The organism is Parerythrobacter lutipelagi (assembly GCF_005434975.1).
In the GTDB taxonomy this organism is placed as follows: domain Bacteria; phylum Pseudomonadota; class Alphaproteobacteria; order Sphingomonadales; family Sphingomonadaceae; genus Parerythrobacter_A; species Parerythrobacter_A lutipelagi.
The window spans coordinates 1,267,455-1,284,529 of sequence record NZ_SKCJ01000001.1 but is presented as its reverse complement, the minus strand read 5'-3'; the positions used below and the strand labels follow the sequence as shown (position 1 = coordinate 1,284,529).

General features: G+C 60.1%; 19 protein-coding genes. 9 read left to right on the top strand and 10 right to left on the bottom strand.

Going from position 1 to position 17,075, the window contains the following annotated elements:
* Nucleotides 1-39: 39 nt before the first annotated feature.
* The 3 genes from E0502_RS06430 to E0502_RS06420 form a co-directional block, all read right to left on the bottom strand.
* Complete coding sequence (locus tag E0502_RS06430) at nucleotides 40-963, bottom strand: AraC family transcriptional regulator (RefSeq protein WP_137677078.1); 924 nt, start codon at nucleotides 961-963, stop codon at nucleotides 40-42.
* A gap of 82 nt (nucleotides 964-1,045) precedes the next feature.
* On the bottom strand, nucleotides 1,046-1,939 hold the full coding sequence (locus tag E0502_RS06425) for a helix-turn-helix domain-containing protein (protein WP_137677077.1): 894 nt from the start codon (nucleotides 1,937-1,939) through the stop codon (nucleotides 1,046-1,048).
* The gene (locus tag E0502_RS06420) at nucleotides 1,939-3,804 is read right to left on the bottom strand and encodes a DUF885 domain-containing protein (protein ID WP_137677076.1); all 1,866 of its coding nucleotides are present in this window, start codon (nucleotides 3,802-3,804) and stop codon (nucleotides 1,939-1,941) included. The genes E0502_RS06425 and E0502_RS06420 overlap by 1 nt, the downstream gene beginning before the upstream one ends.
* A gap of 338 nt (nucleotides 3,805-4,142) precedes the next feature.
* Between E0502_RS06420 and E0502_RS06415 the strand changes: the two genes are divergently transcribed.
* The 3 genes from E0502_RS06415 (at nucleotide 4,143) to E0502_RS06405 (ending at nucleotide 8,798) form a co-directional block, all read left to right on the top strand.
* Entirely contained in the window at nucleotides 4,143-5,171 is a 1,029-nt protein-coding gene (locus E0502_RS06415) for a quinone-dependent dihydroorotate dehydrogenase (RefSeq protein WP_137677075.1), read from the top strand.
* 11 nt (nucleotides 5,172-5,182) lie between these two features.
* On the top strand, nucleotides 5,183-6,904 hold the full coding sequence (ggt, locus tag E0502_RS06410) for a gamma-glutamyltransferase (RefSeq protein ID WP_137677074.1): 1,722 nt from the start codon (nucleotides 5,183-5,185) through the stop codon (nucleotides 6,902-6,904).
* An 88-nt stretch (nucleotides 6,905-6,992) separates the two neighbouring features.
* Nucleotides 6,993-8,798 (top strand): AMP-dependent synthetase/ligase, encoded by a 1,806-nt coding sequence (locus E0502_RS06405; RefSeq protein ID WP_137677073.1) that lies wholly within the window; start codon nucleotides 6,993-6,995, stop codon nucleotides 8,796-8,798.
* Nucleotides 8,799-9,252: 454 nt separating this feature from the next.
* Here E0502_RS06405 and E0502_RS06400 read toward each other — a convergent pair whose 3' ends face one another.
* The 4 genes from E0502_RS06400 to E0502_RS06385 form a co-directional block, all read right to left on the bottom strand.
* Nucleotides 9,253-9,777, bottom strand: a complete 525-nt coding sequence (locus E0502_RS06400) for a hypothetical protein (RefSeq protein WP_137677072.1) — start codon at nucleotides 9,775-9,777, stop codon at nucleotides 9,253-9,255.
* 130 nt (nucleotides 9,778-9,907) lie between these two features.
* Nucleotides 9,908-10,090: a CsbD family protein gene (locus tag E0502_RS06395; RefSeq protein ID WP_137677071.1), complete on the bottom strand. Its 183-nt coding sequence runs from the start codon at nucleotides 10,088-10,090 to the stop codon at nucleotides 9,908-9,910.
* A 143-nt stretch (nucleotides 10,091-10,233) separates the two neighbouring features.
* Complete coding sequence (thiS, locus tag E0502_RS06390) at nucleotides 10,234-11,229, bottom strand: sulfur carrier protein ThiS (RefSeq protein ID WP_137677070.1); 996 nt, start codon at nucleotides 11,227-11,229, stop codon at nucleotides 10,234-10,236.
* Nucleotides 11,230-11,270: 41 nt separating this feature from the next.
* Nucleotides 11,271-11,642, bottom strand: a complete 372-nt coding sequence (locus E0502_RS06385) for a MerC domain-containing protein (RefSeq protein WP_137677069.1) — start codon at nucleotides 11,640-11,642, stop codon at nucleotides 11,271-11,273.
* Nucleotides 11,643-11,737: 95 nt separating this feature from the next.
* Between E0502_RS06385 and E0502_RS06380 the strand changes: the two genes are divergently transcribed.
* The 5 genes from E0502_RS06380 to rpsI all read left to right on the top strand — a co-directional run bounded on the left by E0502_RS06380 (nucleotide 11,738) and on the right by rpsI (nucleotide 15,015).
* On the top strand, nucleotides 11,738-12,784 hold the full coding sequence (locus tag E0502_RS06380) for a COX15/CtaA family protein (protein WP_137677068.1): 1,047 nt from the start codon (nucleotides 11,738-11,740) through the stop codon (nucleotides 12,782-12,784).
* Nucleotides 12,781-13,110: a divalent-cation tolerance protein CutA gene (cutA, locus tag E0502_RS06375; RefSeq protein ID WP_137677067.1), complete on the top strand. Its 330-nt coding sequence runs from the start codon at nucleotides 12,781-12,783 to the stop codon at nucleotides 13,108-13,110. The genes E0502_RS06380 and cutA overlap by 4 nt, the downstream gene beginning before the upstream one ends.
* Nucleotides 13,097-13,825 carry a hypothetical protein gene (locus tag E0502_RS15190; protein WP_192895930.1) on the top strand — a complete coding sequence of 243 codons (729 nt, stop codon included), beginning with the start codon at nucleotides 13,097-13,099 and terminating at the stop codon, nucleotides 13,823-13,825. The genes cutA and E0502_RS15190 overlap by 14 nt, the downstream gene beginning before the upstream one ends.
* Before the next feature lie 180 nt (nucleotides 13,826-14,005).
* Entirely contained in the window at nucleotides 14,006-14,485 is a 480-nt protein-coding gene (gene rplM, locus E0502_RS06360) for a 50S ribosomal protein L13 (RefSeq protein ID WP_137677064.1), read from the top strand.
* Nucleotides 14,485-15,015, top strand: a complete 531-nt coding sequence (gene rpsI, locus E0502_RS06355) for a 30S ribosomal protein S9 (protein ID WP_137677063.1) — start codon at nucleotides 14,485-14,487, stop codon at nucleotides 15,013-15,015. The genes rplM and rpsI overlap by 1 nt, the downstream gene beginning before the upstream one ends.
* A gap of 73 nt (nucleotides 15,016-15,088) precedes the next feature.
* On the opposite strand, the gene E0502_RS06350 is transcribed toward rpsI, so the two are convergent.
* From E0502_RS06350 to E0502_RS06340, 3 genes are all read right to left on the bottom strand, one after another.
* A complete protein-coding gene (locus tag E0502_RS06350) occupies nucleotides 15,089-15,286 on the bottom strand; it encodes a hypothetical protein (RefSeq protein ID WP_137677062.1) in 198 nt (65 codons plus the stop codon).
* A gap of 110 nt (nucleotides 15,287-15,396) precedes the next feature.
* A complete protein-coding gene (locus tag E0502_RS06345) occupies nucleotides 15,397-16,146 on the bottom strand; it encodes a metallophosphoesterase family protein (protein ID WP_137677061.1) in 750 nt (249 codons plus the stop codon).
* A 29-nt stretch (nucleotides 16,147-16,175) separates the two neighbouring features.
* Nucleotides 16,176-16,442, bottom strand: coding sequence for a hypothetical protein (locus E0502_RS06340; protein WP_137677060.1), 267 nt, complete (start codon nucleotides 16,440-16,442; stop codon nucleotides 16,176-16,178).
* Between the two features lie 209 nt (nucleotides 16,443-16,651).
* On the opposite strand from E0502_RS06340, the gene E0502_RS15060 reads away from it, so the two are divergent.
* Entirely contained in the window at nucleotides 16,652-16,951 is a 300-nt protein-coding gene (locus E0502_RS15060; RefSeq protein WP_161593713.1) for a UrcA family protein, read from the top strand.
* The last annotated feature ends 124 nt before the right edge of the window (nucleotides 16,952-17,075 follow it).

Here is a 17,075-nt window from a genome sequence, read left to right as displayed (position 1 = left end):
CTGAAAAAGCCCTGTTGCGAGTCGTTTGCATCTCGAGAGTTATTTGATCGCTTTGAAAGCATGCAGGCGATCAAAGTTCTTCATCCGAAGCAGCGTCTGGAACAGCTTGTCGGAAGGCCCCCCGAGGCGCGACGGGGTGTAACCGCAATAGCGCCGGATTTCGCGCACCATATGTGGCTGATCGTGAAAGGCGCTGGCAATCTCCGCCACGGCGTGATCGGACAAATCGCCTTCGCCGAGCAAGGCAGATGCGCGAATCGCGCGATACTTTCGGGCCAGAGCTGCCGGCGGGAAGCCAAAATAGCGCTCGACCAGCCGTTCTGCCTGACGCCGCGAGTAGTTGATCGATTCCACCAGTTCGTCAATCGGCGGATTCAGAGAGCTGCCGAGCCAGGCGAGCGTTCGCTCGATGACGCGCTGATGCGTCAGCGATACGTCGCTCATTCTCGGCTCGATCCACTCCGTCAGCAGCATTGCGGCATCTTTCCCGGACAAATCGCCGGCACGATATCCGGCGTTCGTCTCCGCCGCAAAATTGCGGATTTCTGGCCCGAGCAATTCATTCGCGGGAATAAACCGGTCAAGACATTCGTTCTTCGGCCTGCCCGTCAGCGCAGCCCATCCCAGCGGGGAAAGCGAAACGCCCACGGCGTGCCACGGGCCAAGCATAGTGAACGGCGCCGCCTTTGAAAACCCGGCGAGCAAATGCGCTTCACCTTCAATCGCCTGCCTCCGGTCGCCAAAGTCGATTGCGCCGGTGCCGTGGGGGAACAACACCAGCTGACCCAAGGCGCCGGGATGCCGGTCCAGTATCTCGCGCTCGTCCCAGGCGAAATGGAATAGCGCAAGGACATGCCGATGCAGCCGCTCCGGCGGTTCGAAATAAGAGAGGGAAAAACGGGGCGGCATGGCTAGTCGATTGCGACCCAACTGACCCAGCACCGCCCCGAGCTCGGTGAGCAAGGATCTGCGACATCCCTGCCCGGCCAGGCTTCGGAGCCTCTCCTAGCCGTGTTTTCCGCAATGCCATTGTATACCAGCGACATCAGGATTCTCCTGCCACCAATGTCCGCTTGGTTCCGCCAAACAAGTCTATCACCCCGTATCCTTCGGGACCAAGCGTGTTGCGCGTGACGTTTTCCTGTTCGGAGCTGAGTGCGGTGGGTGTGCGGCCGGTAAAGTGGCGAATGTCGCGGATCATATGTGCCTGGTCGAAGAAGGCATTGGTCGCCTCATCGACGATTTCGGCTGGCACTCCGTCCTGCGATAGAATGGTGGCGGCGCGGATCGCCCGGTAGCGGCGCACCAGCCCAGTCGGGGGTTTCCCGAAATAGCGCCTAGCGAGGCGCTGTATTTGCCTCGGCGAGAGGCCAGTCGAAACGGTTAGCTGTTCAATATCCGGATTGAGCGACGAGTTCAGCCATTCGGTCATGGCGAGAATGAATTGCACATGCTGCGCAATCGGCGGCGCAATATGTGCACGCATGACCGATACAAGCAGGTCGCACACGCCTTCGGCGGAGAGGTTCCCGTCCGCAAAACTGCCCCCGATCGCCGACAGGCGGCTGACTGTTTGCGCGTCCAGTATTTCAGCGGCGTCCATCTTCAGATGGCCGTACCGGTCGACCGGCAGTCGGGACAGCGCGGCCCATCCCAGCGTCGTCAGCGAGATGCCGCAGGCGCGCACAGGCCCTTCCATCGAGAATGGAGCCGCCTGCTGCATCGGCGTGAGGAAAAAAGCCTCACTCGATTCGGCAACCCGGTCCGGCGCAAGCTGCATCCGCGCCCTGCCCCGACCGAAGCAGATCAGCTGCGCCGAATAGGCCGGCAGAATATCATCGAACTGCGCCTGATCGGTCTCGAACAGGAACAGGGTGTTGACATAGGCCGCCAGATCATCGGGCGCAGCGATAAAACAAAAGCGAAACGGCTGCTCCATCACTCGCCAGCAGCAGGCCCGTTCATGATCGGCTCCGGCCGCGCTTTGACTTCGGCGATCCACTGATCAACATTCTCTTCAAGGATATCGAGCGGCACCGGTCCGCTGAGCAAAACCGCATCGTGGAAACCGCGAATATCGAAGCGGCCGCCAAGCTCATTGCGTGCTTTGTCACGCAGTTCCATGATCTTCAGCTTGCCGATCATATAGGCCGTCGCTTGGCCCGGATAGACAACGTAGCGTTCGATCGCCTTGCGAATGTCACCGTCGGGATTGGGCGTGTTGTCCGTCAGGTACTGGATCGCTTCCTCGCGGCTCCAGCGCTTGTGGTGAATCCCGGTATCCACAACCAGCCTGCAGGCTCTCCACAGTTCCATCCCCAGCCGTCCGAAGTCGGAATAGGGGTCGGTGTAGAATCCCATGTCCTTGCCCAGCTCTTCCGAATAGAGGCCCCAGCCTTCCGTGTACGCAGTGACTCCGCCGAATCGGCGGAACGGCGGGACATCGCCCAATTCGGTCTGGATCGTGCGCTGCAAGTGGTGGCCCGGAAGCCCCTCGTGATAGGCAAGCGCTTCCAGCTCGTTCTTCGACATATCACGCAAGTTGTAGAGATTGACGTAATAGGTTCCCGGGCGCGATCCGTCGGGCGCCGGGCTGCTGTAAAACGCCTTGCCTGCACTCTGTTCGCGGAACGCCTCGACCGGCTTGATCACCATCGGCGCCTTCGGCAGCGTAGCGAAAAACTCAGGCAGCTTTGCTTCGATTGCTTCGAGTTTTTGCTCCGCCTCGGCGAGGTAGGCTTCACGCGTATCATAGTAAAAGCGGTCGTTCGTACGGGTATATTCGAAGAATTCCTGCAGAGTGCCTTCGAAACCAACCTGCGCCATGATTTCGCGCATTTCGCCGTGAATGCGCGCCACTTCGCGCAGACCGATGTCGTGGATCTGGTCTGCGGTGAGGTCAGTGGTGGTGTAGTTGGCGAGGAGCGCTGTGTAGTAATCCGCCCCATCGGCAAACCGCCAGATCCCATCATCAGTCGGCGCGATCGCTTGCTGACGCTTCATCTCGGCAAGGAGGCGCTCGTAGGCCGGGCGGGCAGAGTTGAACCACGCCAATTGCGCATCACCGCGCAAGGCTCCGCCTTCGTCCACCGGCAGCTCCAATGCATCCACCTTGTCACTGAAGTCAGACAGAATGGGGTTGGGGGTCTCTGTCGACAGGAGGTTCTCGATGTCCGAGATCACGTAGGGATAGACCCAGTCAGGCGGCATGATCCCGCGGCCGGACCGTTCGCGAGACTGCTCGGTCAGCTGGTCGAGCGCCGGTCCGATCCCCTCGATCCGCTCGATATAGGCCTGCGCATCACCCAAATTGGACACCCGGTGGATATTGATCAGAAAAGCGGGGAAGCTGCTCTGAGCGCCATTCATCTGGTCAAAGATATAGCCATAGTCGCGGTATGGCCAACGCATCGCGTTGCGCTCGGCAACCGCATTGAACAATCTGTAGGACAGCCGGTCCTCGTCAGGCAATTCGGCCGCGCCGTATGTCTCACGCATGGTTTGCGCGGTCGACTGGAGCAGCTGATAGTCGCGCAGCTCAGCCTCGGCGGAGGTGTCATTCCATTTGCCGTAATCTTCGTCACGGACCCCGCGATAGGCCTTGCCTTGCGGCGAATTCGCCAACTGGGCAGCATCGTAATCGTCAAACACCGTATTTATGCTCGCGAGCGCAACCTCTTCTGCCTCAACCTCTGCAACCACCAGCTCCGGCTCGGCCTGAGTGACCGTACATCCGGCCAGCGCGAGCGCCGGGAGAGCGGTGGCGACCAGAAATCGGGCCGAAGATTGGGCAGTACGACGCATGCGATTGTCTCCTCTTGGGGTTTGAGACGAGGATAAGACACATCGAATTGGATTTGGCCAGAGCTGCCGTCGAACCCGGCGCCGGGGTCCAATCAAAAAAAGGGGCGGCCCTCCAGGAGAGAGCCGCCCTTAAAGTCAAGAACTCTTGCATTGCTGCATCGAGCCCTTCGGGTCGCACAGGCTGTTTAGGGTGAGTCGCATTTTGAGGATTGTATGGAAACGACACCTCTGGTTTGAATCTACCCGATTTCTTGAAATGAACTTGTCTCAATTGCCCGGATTCGGCCCGAAATTAACGCAATCGACACCGGAGGTGGGCGATGTATAGGCTCACCCCCATGATATTTTCGTTGCTGCGCCCTGCGCTGTTCACTCTCGATCCGGAACGAGCCCATCGGCTGACAATCGCCGGTTTGCGGATGATGCCGGCAGCGCCCAAGTCACGCTTCGGCGCACTCGAAACAGAAGTGGCGGGCATCCGCTTCCCAAATCCGGTCGGCATGGCCGCTGGCTTCGACAAAGATGGTGAAGTGCCCGACGCAGTCATGGGACTGGGCTTCGGATTTGCCGAGGTCGGCTCGATCACGCCGCTACCTCAGGAGGGGAACCCGAAACCGCGCCTGTTCCGTCTGGTGGAAGACCGCGCCGTGATAAACCGCATGGGTTTCAACAATGGCGGAGCACAGGCAGCGGAGCACAGGCTGGCCGCACGCAAGGATCGCGGCGGCATTCTCGGAATCAATATCGGGGCGAACAAGGATTCGACCGACCGCATCGCCGACTATGCCACGATGACCCGGATCATGGCGCCGCTCGCGACATATCTTGCGGTCAATATCTCCAGCCCGAACACACCCGGCCTGCGCGCGCTGCAGGATGAAAACGCGCTTGTCGATCTGCTCGATGCGGTCTTCGACGCACGCGGCGCGGACGGCCCGCCGGTCTTTCTCAAGGTCGCCCCTGATCTTGAGCCTGCCGATATCGACTCCATTGCCCGTATCGCAATCGACAAAGGGCTCGGTGCCTTGATCGTGTCGAACACGACGATCGACCGGCCGGGGCTACAATCGCGCCACGCCGGTGAAACGGGCGGGCTATCGGGGGCCCCGCTGCGGCAAAAAGCGCTCGACCGGCTGCGCGATTTCCGCAAGGCAACGGGCGGGGCTGTCCCTCTGGTGGGTGTTGGCGGCATCGCCAGCGCCGATCATGCGTGGGAACGCATCCGGGCCGGAGCGAGCCTCGTCCAGCTCTACAGCGCGCTGGTCTATGAAGGCCCGGGTCTCGCTTCCCGAATCGTGTCCGGCCTCGAGAGGCGGATGAAACGCGACGGCTTCAAATCGATTGCGGAGGCGGTTGGGACCGAATAGCGAGTTAAGCCATGCTCAAACGTATCATACTATCTCTCGCCGCGGCGTCGCTCCTCACTGCATGTACGTTGACGCAGGGTGTCGCCGTCGAAGCCGCGCCGCCTCGGCTGCCATCTTTCGCCGGAACCGTCAGCGCCGCCGATCCGAGGGCTGAAGCCGCCGGAATGGAAATCCTCTCAGCAGGCGGCAGCTCCGTCGATGCCGCGATCGCGACAATGCTCGCGCTCACCGTGGTAGAGCCGCAAAGTTCAGGCATAGGCGGCGGCGGCTTTATGCTGCGCGGTACCCCGGGCGGCGTGGTTGAGAGTTTCGACGGCCGGGAGAAAGCACCTGCCGGGGCTGGTCCCGACTGGTTTCTGGAGGATGACGGCTCGTTGCCACCATTCGGCGAATCGGTCCGCAGCGGACTAAGCGTTGGCGTGCCGGGCAACATCGCCCTGGCGGCACTGGCGCATGAGAAGCATGGCAAACTGCCTTGGGCCAAATTGTTCGAGCCCGCGATCCGGCTTTCGCGCGAAGGCTTTCTGGTGAATCCCCGGCTCAATGCATCGCTGACCCGTGCGAAAGATCGCGCCGCGGCAAGCCTCAAGGGTCAGGAGCTCTTTTTCGACAGCGCAGGCAACGCGCTTGCCGTGGGGACGCGCATTACCAACGAAGACCTCGCCAAGACCTTCGAGCGGATCGCGGCACGTGGCCCCGAAGCATTCTATGAAGGCACGGATGCGGCGGTGCTCGCTGCAACAGTGGCCGCCGCGACCCCGCGCGAGGGCGCGATGACTGAAACCGATCTGAGCGGCTACGAAGCTCTGCTGCGCGCGCCGGTTTGTGGCGGCTATCGCGGCTACCGCATCTGCGGGATGGGTCCGCCGACCTCGGGCGGGGTCGCGGTGATCCAGATATTGGGCCAGCTTGAGCGTTTCGACTTGGCTGCGCTGGGCAAGGAAAATCCGGTTACTTGGCACCTTTTCGTCGAATCGCAGCGGCTCGCATATGCCGACCGGGAACTGTATCTCGCCGACAGCGATTTCGTGTCGGTGCCTCTCGAGGGCCTGACCGACAATGGCTATCTTGCGAGCAGGAGCGCGCTGATCGATCCCGCGTCCACCTTGGCTTCGGTCGAGCCGGGCCAGCCAACTGGCGCACCTTTGGCGCTGGCCGATGGTGACGAGCCGGAAGAGCGCGGGACATCGCATTTTGCCGTGGTCGATTCGAACCATGTGATGGTGAGCTATACCTCCACCATCGAAGGTGCGTTCGGTTCCGGCCTGATGGTCGGCGGCTTCTACCTGAACAACGAACTGACCGATTTCAGCCGCGCGCCGGAAATCGGCGGGCGCATGGTCGCCAATCGGGTCGAGGGCGGCAAGCGTCCGCGCAGTTCCATGTCGCCGTTCGTTGTATGGAACCCCGATGGTCGTCCGGTCCTGGCAGTCGGCGCGGCGGGCGGCGGGACTATTCCGGTGCAGACCGCACGAAGCATCATCGGAGTGATCGATTTCGGCCTTTCTGCCAAGGAAGCCCTCGGCCTGCCGTTTATCATGGCATTCGGTGACCGGGTGCTGCTCGAAGAAGGGACCTGGCTGGAATCCTCTGCCGAAGCATTCAAGGCACTCGGGCACGATCAAACCATGATTCGGGCAGCTCCGGTGAAAGCAAACGCCGTGCTGCGTCAAGGCGACGTCTGGGTCAGTGCCCGCGATCCGCGGCTCGAGGCGCAGCTGGAAATGCCCTGACGCCGCCAGCCGCTCTGCGCTTGCCGCTACGGCGCAGCGAGCCTAAGTCACTCCGATAAGATAAGACACAGCAGTGGGAGCCGTTGCCTTGCAACTTTCGGATTTCGATTCGGCAAAGAACCTCGTCGAACTTTTTCTCAAGCGCGCCGACGAGAAGGGCGATGAACCGTTTCTCGGCGCAAAACGAGATGGCGACTGGCACACCCAGAGCTGGCACGAAGTGGCCGACCAGGTCTGTTTGCTGGCTGAAAATCTGCGGCGGATCGGAATTACAGACGGCGACCGGGTGGTCCTTGTTTCGGAGAACCGGCCCGAATGGTGTATCTCCGACCTTGCGGTCATGGCAGCGGGCGCGATCACTGTGCCAGCCTACATTACCAACACAGAACGCGACCACGTTCATATCCTCGACAATTCGGGCGCCAAAGCGGTCATCGTCTCGACTGAAAAGCTGCTCAGGCCGCTGCATGGTGCATTGCAGGCAAGCGGCGTCGCCGAGCATGTGATCGGGATCGAGGACCTGCATCGCCAGCAGTCCGGCAGCTTCGATTATCACGGCTGGGACAGCATGACCGCCGGCAACGCAGCTGAAGCTCGCAAAGCGGTTGAAGGCCGGATCGCCGCTATCGGGCGCGATTCGACCGCCTGCATCATTTACACCAGCGGCACGGGAGGCGCGCCTCGCGGTGTGTTGCAGCACCACGGCATGATCCTGTGCAATGTGAAAGGCGCGGCGGAAATCCTGCTGCATGATTTCGGCCTGGATGAGGAAGAACGCTTCCTGAGCTTCCTGCCACTCAGTCACGCTTACGAACATACCGGCGGGCAGTATCTGCCGATCGGTGTCGGCGCGCAGATCTATTATTCGGAAGGGCTGGAAAAGCTCGCCAGCAATATCGAAGAGGTCCGTCCGACAATCATGGTTGTGGTCCCGCGCCTGTTCGAAGTGCTGCGCAGCCGGATCATCAAGCAGGTGGAAAAGCAGGGCCGCTTCCCGAATTACCTGATGGACCGCGCCATTTCGATCAGCGAAAGATCTGTCGAAGGCCGGACGCGTCTGCGCGACAAGCCGATGGACGCCTTGCTCGAACGCACACTCAGACCGAAAATCCGCCAGCGGTTCGGCGGACGAATAAAGGCGATGGTTTCAGGCGGTGCGCCGCTCAACCCGGATGTCGGCAATTTCTTCGATGCGATGGGCCTGACAATGCTGCAGGGTTATGGCCAGACCGAATCCGGTCCGGTCATCAGCTGCAACCGGCCCAAGGTCGGGCTCAAGATGGACACCGTCGGCCCACCAATGGACGGAGTCGAAGTCAAGATCGGTGAGGATGGCGAGATCCTCGTTCGGGGCGAACTGGTGATGCACGGCTATTGGCAGAACGAGACCGAGACCCGGCGCGCCCTGCAAAACGGCTGGCTCCACACCGGCGACATCGGCCATATTGACGATAAGGGCCGGATCAAGATCACCGACCGCAAGAAGGACATGATCGTCAACGACAAGGGTGACAATGTCGCGCCGCAGAAGATCGAAGGCATGCTCACCTTGCAGCCCGAGATCGCGCAGGCGATGGTGAGCGGTGACAAGCGGCCCTATATCGTAGGGCTGATCGTGCCTGACGCGGAATGGGCGCTCGACTGGGCGCGCGCCAATGACGAAAAATTCGATATCAAGGAGCTGCAGGAAACGCCCGCCTTCAAGAAAGCGGTGAGTGAAGCCGTCACGCGCGTGAACAAGGACCTGTCAGTGATCGAAAAAGTCCGCCAGTTCACTTTTGCCGATGAAGCCTTCGCGATCGAGAACGAGGAAATGACGCCGAGCATGAAGATCCGCCGCCATAAGATACGCGAGCGGTATCAGGAACGGCTGGACGGACTCTATCGCAGTTGACCCCGAAGAAGCTTTTTCCTGAACAGGGTCAGTCGGGCGGACAATCTTCCTCCCTTTGATTTAAAATGCTGGTATAAGAGACTGGCACGAAGAGGCGTGAGGTTCACACTGGTCCAATGTGCCTTGCCATTCACAATTTGTAGCTCGGACATCGTCCAAGAGACTTGTTCCGCGTTGAATGCAAGTATGCGGCTGTGCGCCATCATATTGCGCCAACGCTTGGCGCGCTTCCAATCGTCCAATAGCGTGATGAGAGGTGCGTTATATTGGGAGCAATCAAGTTTATCGATGAGCTGTGCAAGGCGTAGGCCGGCGCCTGATTGGATGGCGAACCTTTGTCCCGTCCGTAACTGCGCGAGTGTCAGCGCGATTTCGATTTCAACATTGGAGAATGTTGCAATGCACTGTCCGCGCCACTCATCTATGTCTCGTCGGCCAGTCGGTAACAAGGCAATCAAGCCGCCTCTTTCTCGATAAACTCGGGATAAAAACTGGGGCGGGCATCGCTCCAGCCCGGCGCGGTGGCGGCGGCTTCGCTTAACGACTGCAGCAATTCCTTGCGGCGGGCGGGCCGGATCTGCGGCAGCGCGGCGGCGGCGCAAAAGGCACTCGGCAGCCATGGGCGGGCGTCCGCACCGAGCAGGCGTTCGTAGAGGAAGCGGAAGGCGGAAAAGCCCTCGATGCGTTCCTGCGCCAGATCGAAAGCCGCGACACGGGTCAGCTTGCCGATGAAACCTTCGATCGCATCGAAACCGCTTTCGCGCGGCACGCTGTCGCGCAGAAGCTTGAGTTCCTGATAGGCAACATACTGGCTGCGAATTGCTGCGTTCTCGCTCGCGTCGCGCGCCCACAGCTTGAAAGCATCCTGCCGGCCAAGCCCGATATCGAGGCTGCGGCGAATGTAGCGCTGTTCGGCTGGCGTAAAACCAGCGAATTCACGCATTTCTGCGATGGTGAGCGAAGCAGTTGTGGTCGACATAGCGATACGGTTCCCTGTTACAGGGCTGTTGTCGCTGAATATGGTTAACGTCGGGTAAGCGGGAACGCGCGGCGCATAAAGAAAGGGCCACGGTTTCCCGCAGCCCTCGCATTGCATGAAGCGAAGTGCGTTAGACCTTGTCGCCCAGCGCGCCCTCCACCTTGCCCTTCAGGTTCTGGGCCTCGCCTTTGCGCTCTTGCACATGACCTTCGGCTTCGAGGCTTTCGTTGTCGGTCGCATCGCCCACGGCCTGCTTGGTATTGCCGGCGATTTCATTGCCGAGGCCTTTCGCTTTGTCTTTCAGTTCGCCCATTTTCTAACTCCTGCATGGTGTGAGCTGTGCGCCGGGAGGGGGCCCGAGAACAGCAAGCCGCAGGATCGGCGGCTCGAAAAAACAACGGCTTGAGGGCGCTCGCGTTCCACAACTTGCGCCAGACAGCGCTGTTTCAACGCCAGTCAGATCAGTCCGGCCAACGGGCTGCTTGGGTCAGCATATTTCCGCGTCGCCATGCGCCCCGCGAGATAGGCTTGCCGTCCCGCCTCCACGCTCAGCTTCATAGCCCTCGCCATCCGGATCGGATCCTTTGCCTCGGCTATTGCGGTGTTCATCAATACGCCGTCGCAGCCCAGCTCCATCGCCACCGCAGCATCGCTTGCGGTGCCGACGCCGGCATCGACTAGCACAGGTACGCTCGCCCCCTCGACAATCAGGCGGATGGTTACGCGGTTCTGGATGCCCAGGCCTGATCCGATTGGGGCGCCGAGCGGCATCACGGCTACCGCGCCGGCGTCCTCCAACTGCTTCGCCGCGATCGGGTCGTCAGTGCAATAGACCATGGGATGAAACCCCTCTTTCGCCAGCACTTCACAGGCGCGGATCGTTTCGACCATGTTCGGATAGAGCGTGCGTGCCTCGCCGAGCACTTCCAGCTTGACCAGATCCCAGCCGCCGGCCTCACGTGCCAGCCGCAGCGTCCGGATTGCATCATCGGCGGTAAAACAGCCAGCGGTGTTGGGCAGGTAAGTAGTTGATTTGGGATCGATATAGTCGGTCAGCATCGGCGCTTTTGGGTCACTGACATTGACCCGGCGTACCGCTACAGTGACGATTTCCGCCCCCGAAGCTTCCACCGCAGCGGCGTTCTGGGCGAAATCCTTGTATTTGCCTGTGCCGACAATCAGCCGCGAATTGAATGTGCGACCGGCGACGGTCCATCTGTCATCCTGCGTTACTGCGTCACCGCTTCCGCCACCGACGAAATGGACGATTTCCAGCACGTCTCCATCGCCAAGCGCGACATCGGCCAGAGTCGATCGCGCAGCAATCTCGCCGTTGCACTCGACAGCGACCTTAGCGGGCTCGAGATCAAGCTCGCGCACCAGCTCGGCGATAGTGGCGGCGGATGTACGGCGGATGTCGCCGTTGACGGTAACACTGATTGGCTTGCTCATGCCCTGCCAGATAGCGGCCAGCGCGCGGTGCGCAAGCCGCGTCAGTGCGCGTGGCGCAAGTTGAGTATGTGACCGATCGACACAAGAGCGACCCCGATAATCGTCAGCACAGCTTCGAACACGCCATGCGGAAGCGCCAGCGCGCCGCCCATGAACGACAGCCCGGTCATCGCGATGACAAAGGGCGCCGCACGGCGGTGCTGGATGGCGCCCCAACCGATCGCGACAGCAGCAACAACAAGCGCAATCACCAGGCCGACTTCATGAATTATCGGATTGAGCAAGATCTCCCCGCCCAATCCGAATGAAGAAACTATCACAATGCTTGCCAGGCAATGCGCCGCACACAGGCCCGAAAGAGCCACACCGGCACGATCAAGCCGAAGTCGAATCGAAGAAAGCGCAGATCGCATTGCACTTCCCCATTTATGTGATGGTGTAACATTCTGCAAGTGTTGTTGCGGAATATGTTCTTGCTTCGAAACATCGAGCCAAGCATTGGAGCGCCATGACTGACGATACGCGAGGATCTGCAGTGGCGGCGACCGGACGACCGCGAGCGATTGCCAACTGGTTGTATTGTGTGGCGGTCATGGTTGTGATCATGGTGATCGTTGGTGGCATCACCCGGCTGACCGAATCCGGCCTGTCGATCACGCAATGGAAGCCGATAACAGGTGCCCTTCCCCCGCTCAGCGAAGCGGACTGGCGCGCTGAATTCGAACTATACAAACAGATCCCGGAGTACAAATACGTCACCGGCCCCGCCGGGATAACGCTGGCAGACTTCAAGTTCATCTTTTTCTGGGAGTGGTTCCACCGTCTATGGGGCCGCTTGATCGGATTTGCCTTTGCCTTGCCGCTGGCATGGTTCTGGATCAGACAGGCCATTCCCCCCAAATACAAGGTGCGGCTGGTCGCCCTGCTCGCTCTCGGCGGGCTGCAGGGTGCGTTCGGCTGGTTCATGGTCCGCTCCGGCCTGTCGGGCGAAATGACCGATGTCAGTCACTTCTGGCTTTCGATCCACCTGCTGACAGCGCTTTTCACGCTCGCCGGGCTGGTTTGGACTGCACTGGACCTGCGCCGCCTGGCTGACATTCCCGGCGCACGTCCGGCGCGCCTCACCGGGCTATCATGTGCGGTAGCGGCGATCCTGTTTGTCCAATTGCTGCTGGGCGCATGGGTGGCCGGTCTCAATGCCGGACACGCCTCCTATACCTGGCCGTTGATGAACGGCGGGTTCTTTACCCATTTCGATCAGTCGCGCGGGATGTTTTACGCGGTTACGCATGATCCTTTCCTGATCCATTTCCTGCATCGCTGGTGGGCGTGGGTCGCAGTGGCGGCACTCATTATCCTGGCCCGCAAGGTGAGGCCGTTCGACCGGCGCGCTTCCGTGGCCATCCACTCTGCCTTTGGCATCCAGATCATTCTCGGCATTGCGACAGTGCTGACGCAAGTGGAGCTGTGGGTTGCCACCGCGCATCAGGCCGTCGGCGCGCTGCTGGTCGCAGCTGCGGCCTGGGGGATGCACGTGGTCGGGCGGAAACCATGACGGCTCTGATCTGGAGCACTTTCGGAGACAGGCAGAAAGCGAAGGCCGTTGCCGAAGTGTTGCTCAAGGAAAAGCAGATCGGTTGCGCAAATATCTTTCCTGAAGTTCATTCGGTTTTTGAATGGAATGGCGAAATATCCGAAGAAACCGAAGTTTCTGTGCTATTCAAGACCGACGCAAGACTGCTCGCTTCGGCAGTAAAGCGCATCGAGGAATTGCATCCTTACGAAACTCCCGCCATTGTCGGGTGGTTGGCAGACAAGGCCGGCGAGGCGACCGGCCGATGGCTCAGCCAGCTTGTAGGGGCAATCGATGCAGAGGACTGATCGACGCAGCGTGATCGCCGGGCTGGGCGCCTTGGTAGTCGCGGGCCATGCGTACCCGGCATATGCTCTCGGCGCTGCTGCGGAACTGGAGTTCCTGCCACCAGCAGGAATTGTCTCGCTTAAGCGTTCGCTTGTTCGCGGCCTGTCGGATGGCAATCAGATCGTTGTGGTCCGCGAATGGATTGTGCAATTCATATCGCATCCCTCCGGATTCCGACTTGAAGGACACCAGTCTGAAGTGACAGTCGATGCACCCCGAGGGTTGGAGGCGCTGACCGATATTGAACGGGCGCGCCAGGAAAACGGGTTTCTTCCTCTGGCAATCAACAAGCTGGGATTGATCGACGGCGACGAGAACGACGTGGCTAGTAAAGGAGTCGGCCAGGCTGCCGAAGCTGCCATGCAGATCCTCAAGGAAAGCGATCTGGAGAGCACGGAGGAAGTAGCCGCGGGCGCATTCCTGCGGCAAGTTCACGCGAACGCCTCGCAGGGAATCAGCAAAATGCCCCGGGATCTCTTCTTTCCGCGCCAGCTGGCTTACGGTGAGGAGCGTACGTTCCCGCTTCCAGGAGAGATGCAAGGCGTTCTTTCGATCGACTTTTCCGCACGCCTCGCTCCGTCAGGCCACTGCCTCGAACAAGCCAAACGCCGTGTGACAACCCGCGCCGCCGGCAAGATTTTGACTTCGGAAGAGAGCTGGCACCTCCAGATGTAAGCCCTATGGTATTATTTTACCTCCTCGGCGACCCTCGGATTCGCTTGACTTGCGGCCACTAAACGAACAAATGGCCCTCGCTTTGTGGGTCCGGTCACTGACCCTCCCGCGATTCTTCTCCCGGATCGGCTTTGTTGAACCAGCCGGGTGGATTGTAACACTGGAACGGATACATCAGCCATGAAGGCTCTCACTAAGACGACCCGGTCAATCAAACCGGCTGAGGTCGAAAAGAAATGGCACTTGATCGACGCCGAAGGACTCGTCGTTGGTCGTGTTGCATCGATCATTGCGAACATCCTGCGCGGCAAGCACAAGCCGAGCTACACGCCGCACGTCGACTGCGGTGATCACGTGATCGTGATCAATGCCGACAAAGTGAAATTCACCGGCAAGAAGCTGACCGACAAGCGCTATTACAAGCACACCGGTTATCCCGGCGGCATCAAGGAAGTCAGCCCGGAGAAGGTCCTTGAAGGCCGCTTCCCTGAGCGCGTGATGGAAAAAGCTGTCGAGCGGATGATTCCGCGCGGTCCTCTTGGCCGGGCGCAGATGAAATCGCTCCACCTTTATGCCGGCACCGAGCATCCGCACGACGGCCAGAAGCCCGAAGTGCTCGACGTTGCCTCTATGAACCGCAAGAACAAGGCTACCGCGTGATGGCTCCCGAAGAAGATACTGGCTCCAAGAACACCGTGTCCGATCTGTCGGACCTGAAGGACATTGCCGGCGACGCGCCCGAAGGTGATGCAGCAGAGATTGCTGTTTCGACCGCCCCTTTGCGCGAGCAGCAACTCGACAAGCAGGGCCGCGCCTATGCGACCGGTCGCCGCAAAGACGCCAAGGCTCGCGTCTGGCTGAAGCCAGGCACTGGCAAGGTCACTGTCAATGGCCGCGACCAGGAAGTGTATTTTGCACGCCCGACACTGCGCCTGATCATCGATCAGCCATTTACGATCACCGATCGTCAAGGGCAGTACGATGTTGTCGCCACAGTCAAGGGCGGCGGGCTTTCAGGGCAGGCCGGCGCTGTGAAGCACGGCATCTCCCAAGCGCTAACCCGCTACGAGCCCGAACTGCGCGCAACGGTCAAAGCTGCAGGCTTCCTGACCCGCGACAGCCGCGTTGTAGAGCGTAAGAAGTACGGCCGTGCGAAGGCGCGCCGGAGCTTCCAGTTCTCCAAGCGCTGATTTTCGATCTTCACGATCACCGATGGAGGGCGGTTCCGCAAGGAGCCGCCCTCTTCATTTGTGCGAAAGACGGTCAGCGCTGCATCATCATCAGGCCCCATGCCAGTCCTGTTCCGGCAAGGAACAGCGGCCAGGACCACCACAGATCGTAAGAGCCGACCGCCATGTGGTGAATGGCCAATTGTCCGCCGCGCGATCCGGTCGAACCGATAACCAGTGAAACGATTCCGGTAAGCAAACCGCCCAGAGGTATCGCCTTTACCAGTTCCATAAATTCCCGCCTTGTCGAGATTCTGCTGACACTGAATTGACTATGACCAAACGGGTTTTCGATTTCGAGAGCAAGCTTGATGAACCCGGAAGGTTACGCGAGCTGAAACCCTACTTTGACAGGTCCCTACGCTCGACTTCGATGGTGCCGGTATTGCCCACGAAAACGACATTGTATGACGGGTCTGCCCCGCGCAGGCGCGTTGAAAGCGTACCCGCCCCTATCATACGCATCGAGCGATTTTCGCGTGATCGCTGCTGGTCGAATGGCAAATGGACGTGGCCGGTCAGCACGGCGCTTGCCCCGGCAGCGGCCAGTTCGGCAAATGCAACATCGCCGCGAATGGTCGGGTTCTTTCGGGCATCGTCAGCCGGCAAGAGGGGGTGGTGGCATGCCACCAGCTTTGTACGGGGATCATCAGCCAGCTGGGCAAGCGCCGCCAGCGCTGCGTCGAGGTTGCGCCGGGTGACAACTCCGTCGGACCATGGCCAGCGCAATTGCGCCGGAACATTGGTATCGAATGGCACGACCACCGTATGGTCGAGAACAAGTTCAGAGGAAACCGCCGCTTCGAGCGTGCCGAAGCGCGCGTAAGGCCGCCGAAACCGCTCCCATAAATTGTAGTAGGGCATGTCGTGATTGCCCGGTTGCAACATAATCGGCACGCCGAGCCCGCCAAACCATTCCTGCGCAGCCTGGTATTGTGATCTTGTTGCGCGCTGCGTCAGGTCCCCGGTGCAGATCACCGCATCCGGCTGCTCGGCAACGACGGCCGCAGCGAACCAATCGAGAGCTGTCTGGTCCTCGACCCCGAAATGGACATCACTGACATGAAATATTGTTGTTCGGGGCAGGCTCATCGGTTCCGCAATAGCAAACGCACGCAGCGTTAGATACGTCCCGTAAGGATCAACCAGGCAGAGATGCCGTTGAGCGCGGAATAGACTGCGTAGGCCCATGCGATGCCGAGCCAGCCATTGGAGGCGAGGGCAAGCGCTGCGAGCAGAATCAGGAACTCGCTGCCAAAGGCAAGGCGCCGACCCAGGCCGCCAGAAGTAAAGGCCATGCGCCCTAGCAGCGGATGACCGCTCTCCATCACAGCGCGATGCACCGCAAAATTGCCGATGCCGAAGATAAAGATGATGATCCAGGCCATCGTTACCGTTTCGCATAAACGCCGGTCCGATGCCAACTGCCGTTTATCGGCGATTCGAAGCATTCGGTCTGGAATCATGTCCGCCTGTCGAACGAATGACGCCTGTAATCGACCCACACGTGAAAGAATTATGCGCACGACGTATTCAAACAATCGCGGCAAGCCTTTCACCCCCTTCATCGGAAAGGCCCGCAAGTGGAGGAATACTTATGAAACGCCCCCTGATTGCAACTCTTGGCGCCGCATTGGCATTCAGTGCCGTCGCCGCCCCTGCCCATGCCGACGAACTGAAGGTCGCCTTCTCCGATCTCAATCTGGCGAGCTCTGAAGGTCAAGCCACGCTGGAGGCGCGCATCGATCGTGCCGCCAAGGATGTTTGCGGCTACAACGATATCAACACCGGCAGTCGCATGTTCAGCCGCGAGATCAAGCAGTGCTACGAGAAAGCCAAGAAGAGCGCCACTCGCCAGATGGCTTCGGTGGTCGACGACAGCCGTCTCGGCGGCTGATCGCCAGCACTTGAACGGAACAACGCCGCACGTCCCCGAAGAAAAGCGTGCGGCGGATCGGTCCGGACCGGTTCAGTCCCCCGGTCCGGGCCAACTTCTTGTCTGTTAAGGACGAAATTCGGAG

Bases quoted from the DNA above. Each gene is read 5' to 3' on its own strand.
- cutA (WP_137677067.1), top strand. From the start codon at position 12,781: ATGACGGCTCTGATCTGGAGCACTTTCGGAGACAGGCAGAAAGCGAAG.
- E0502_RS06395 (WP_137677071.1), bottom strand. From the start codon at position 10,090: ATGGGCGAACTGAAAGACAAAGCGAAAGGCCTCGGCAATGAAATCGCC.
- E0502_RS06350 (WP_137677062.1), bottom strand. From the start codon at position 15,286: ATGGAACTGGTAAAGGCGATACCTCTGGGCGGTTTGCTTACCGGAATC.
- rplM (WP_137677064.1), top strand. From the start codon at position 14,006: ATGAAGGCTCTCACTAAGACGACCCGGTCAATCAAACCGGCTGAGGTC.
- thiS (WP_137677070.1), bottom strand. From the start codon at position 11,229: ATGAGCAAGCCAATCAGTGTTACCGTCAACGGCGACATCCGCCGTACA.
- E0502_RS06385 (WP_137677069.1), bottom strand. From the start codon at position 11,642: ATGCGATCTGCGCTTTCTTCGATTCGACTTCGGCTTGATCGTGCCGGT.
- E0502_RS06345 (WP_137677061.1), bottom strand. From the start codon at position 16,146: ATGAGCCTGCCCCGAACAACAATATTTCATGTCAGTGATGTCCATTTC.
- E0502_RS06380 (WP_137677068.1), top strand. From the start codon at position 11,738: ATGACTGACGATACGCGAGGATCTGCAGTGGCGGCGACCGGACGACCG.
- E0502_RS06425 (WP_137677077.1), bottom strand. From the start codon at position 1,939: ATGGAGCAGCCGTTTCGCTTTTGTTTTATCGCTGCGCCCGATGATCTG.
- E0502_RS06400 (WP_137677072.1), bottom strand. From the start codon at position 9,777: ATGTCGACCACAACTGCTTCGCTCACCATCGCAGAAATGCGTGAATTC.
- E0502_RS15060 (WP_161593713.1), top strand. From the start codon at position 16,652: ATGAAACGCCCCCTGATTGCAACTCTTGGCGCCGCATTGGCATTCAGT.
- rpsI (WP_137677063.1), top strand. From the start codon at position 14,485: ATGGCTCCCGAAGAAGATACTGGCTCCAAGAACACCGTGTCCGATCTG.
- E0502_RS15190 (WP_192895930.1), top strand. From the start codon at position 13,097: ATGCAGAGGACTGATCGACGCAGCGTGATCGCCGGGCTGGGCGCCTTG.
- E0502_RS06420 (WP_137677076.1), bottom strand. From the start codon at position 3,804: ATGCGTCGTACTGCCCAATCTTCGGCCCGATTTCTGGTCGCCACCGCT.
- E0502_RS06340 (WP_137677060.1), bottom strand. From the start codon at position 16,442: ATGGCCTGGATCATCATCTTTATCTTCGGCATCGGCAATTTTGCGGTG.
- E0502_RS06415 (WP_137677075.1), top strand. From the start codon at position 4,143: ATGATATTTTCGTTGCTGCGCCCTGCGCTGTTCACTCTCGATCCGGAA.
- ggt (WP_137677074.1), top strand. From the start codon at position 5,183: ATGCTCAAACGTATCATACTATCTCTCGCCGCGGCGTCGCTCCTCACT.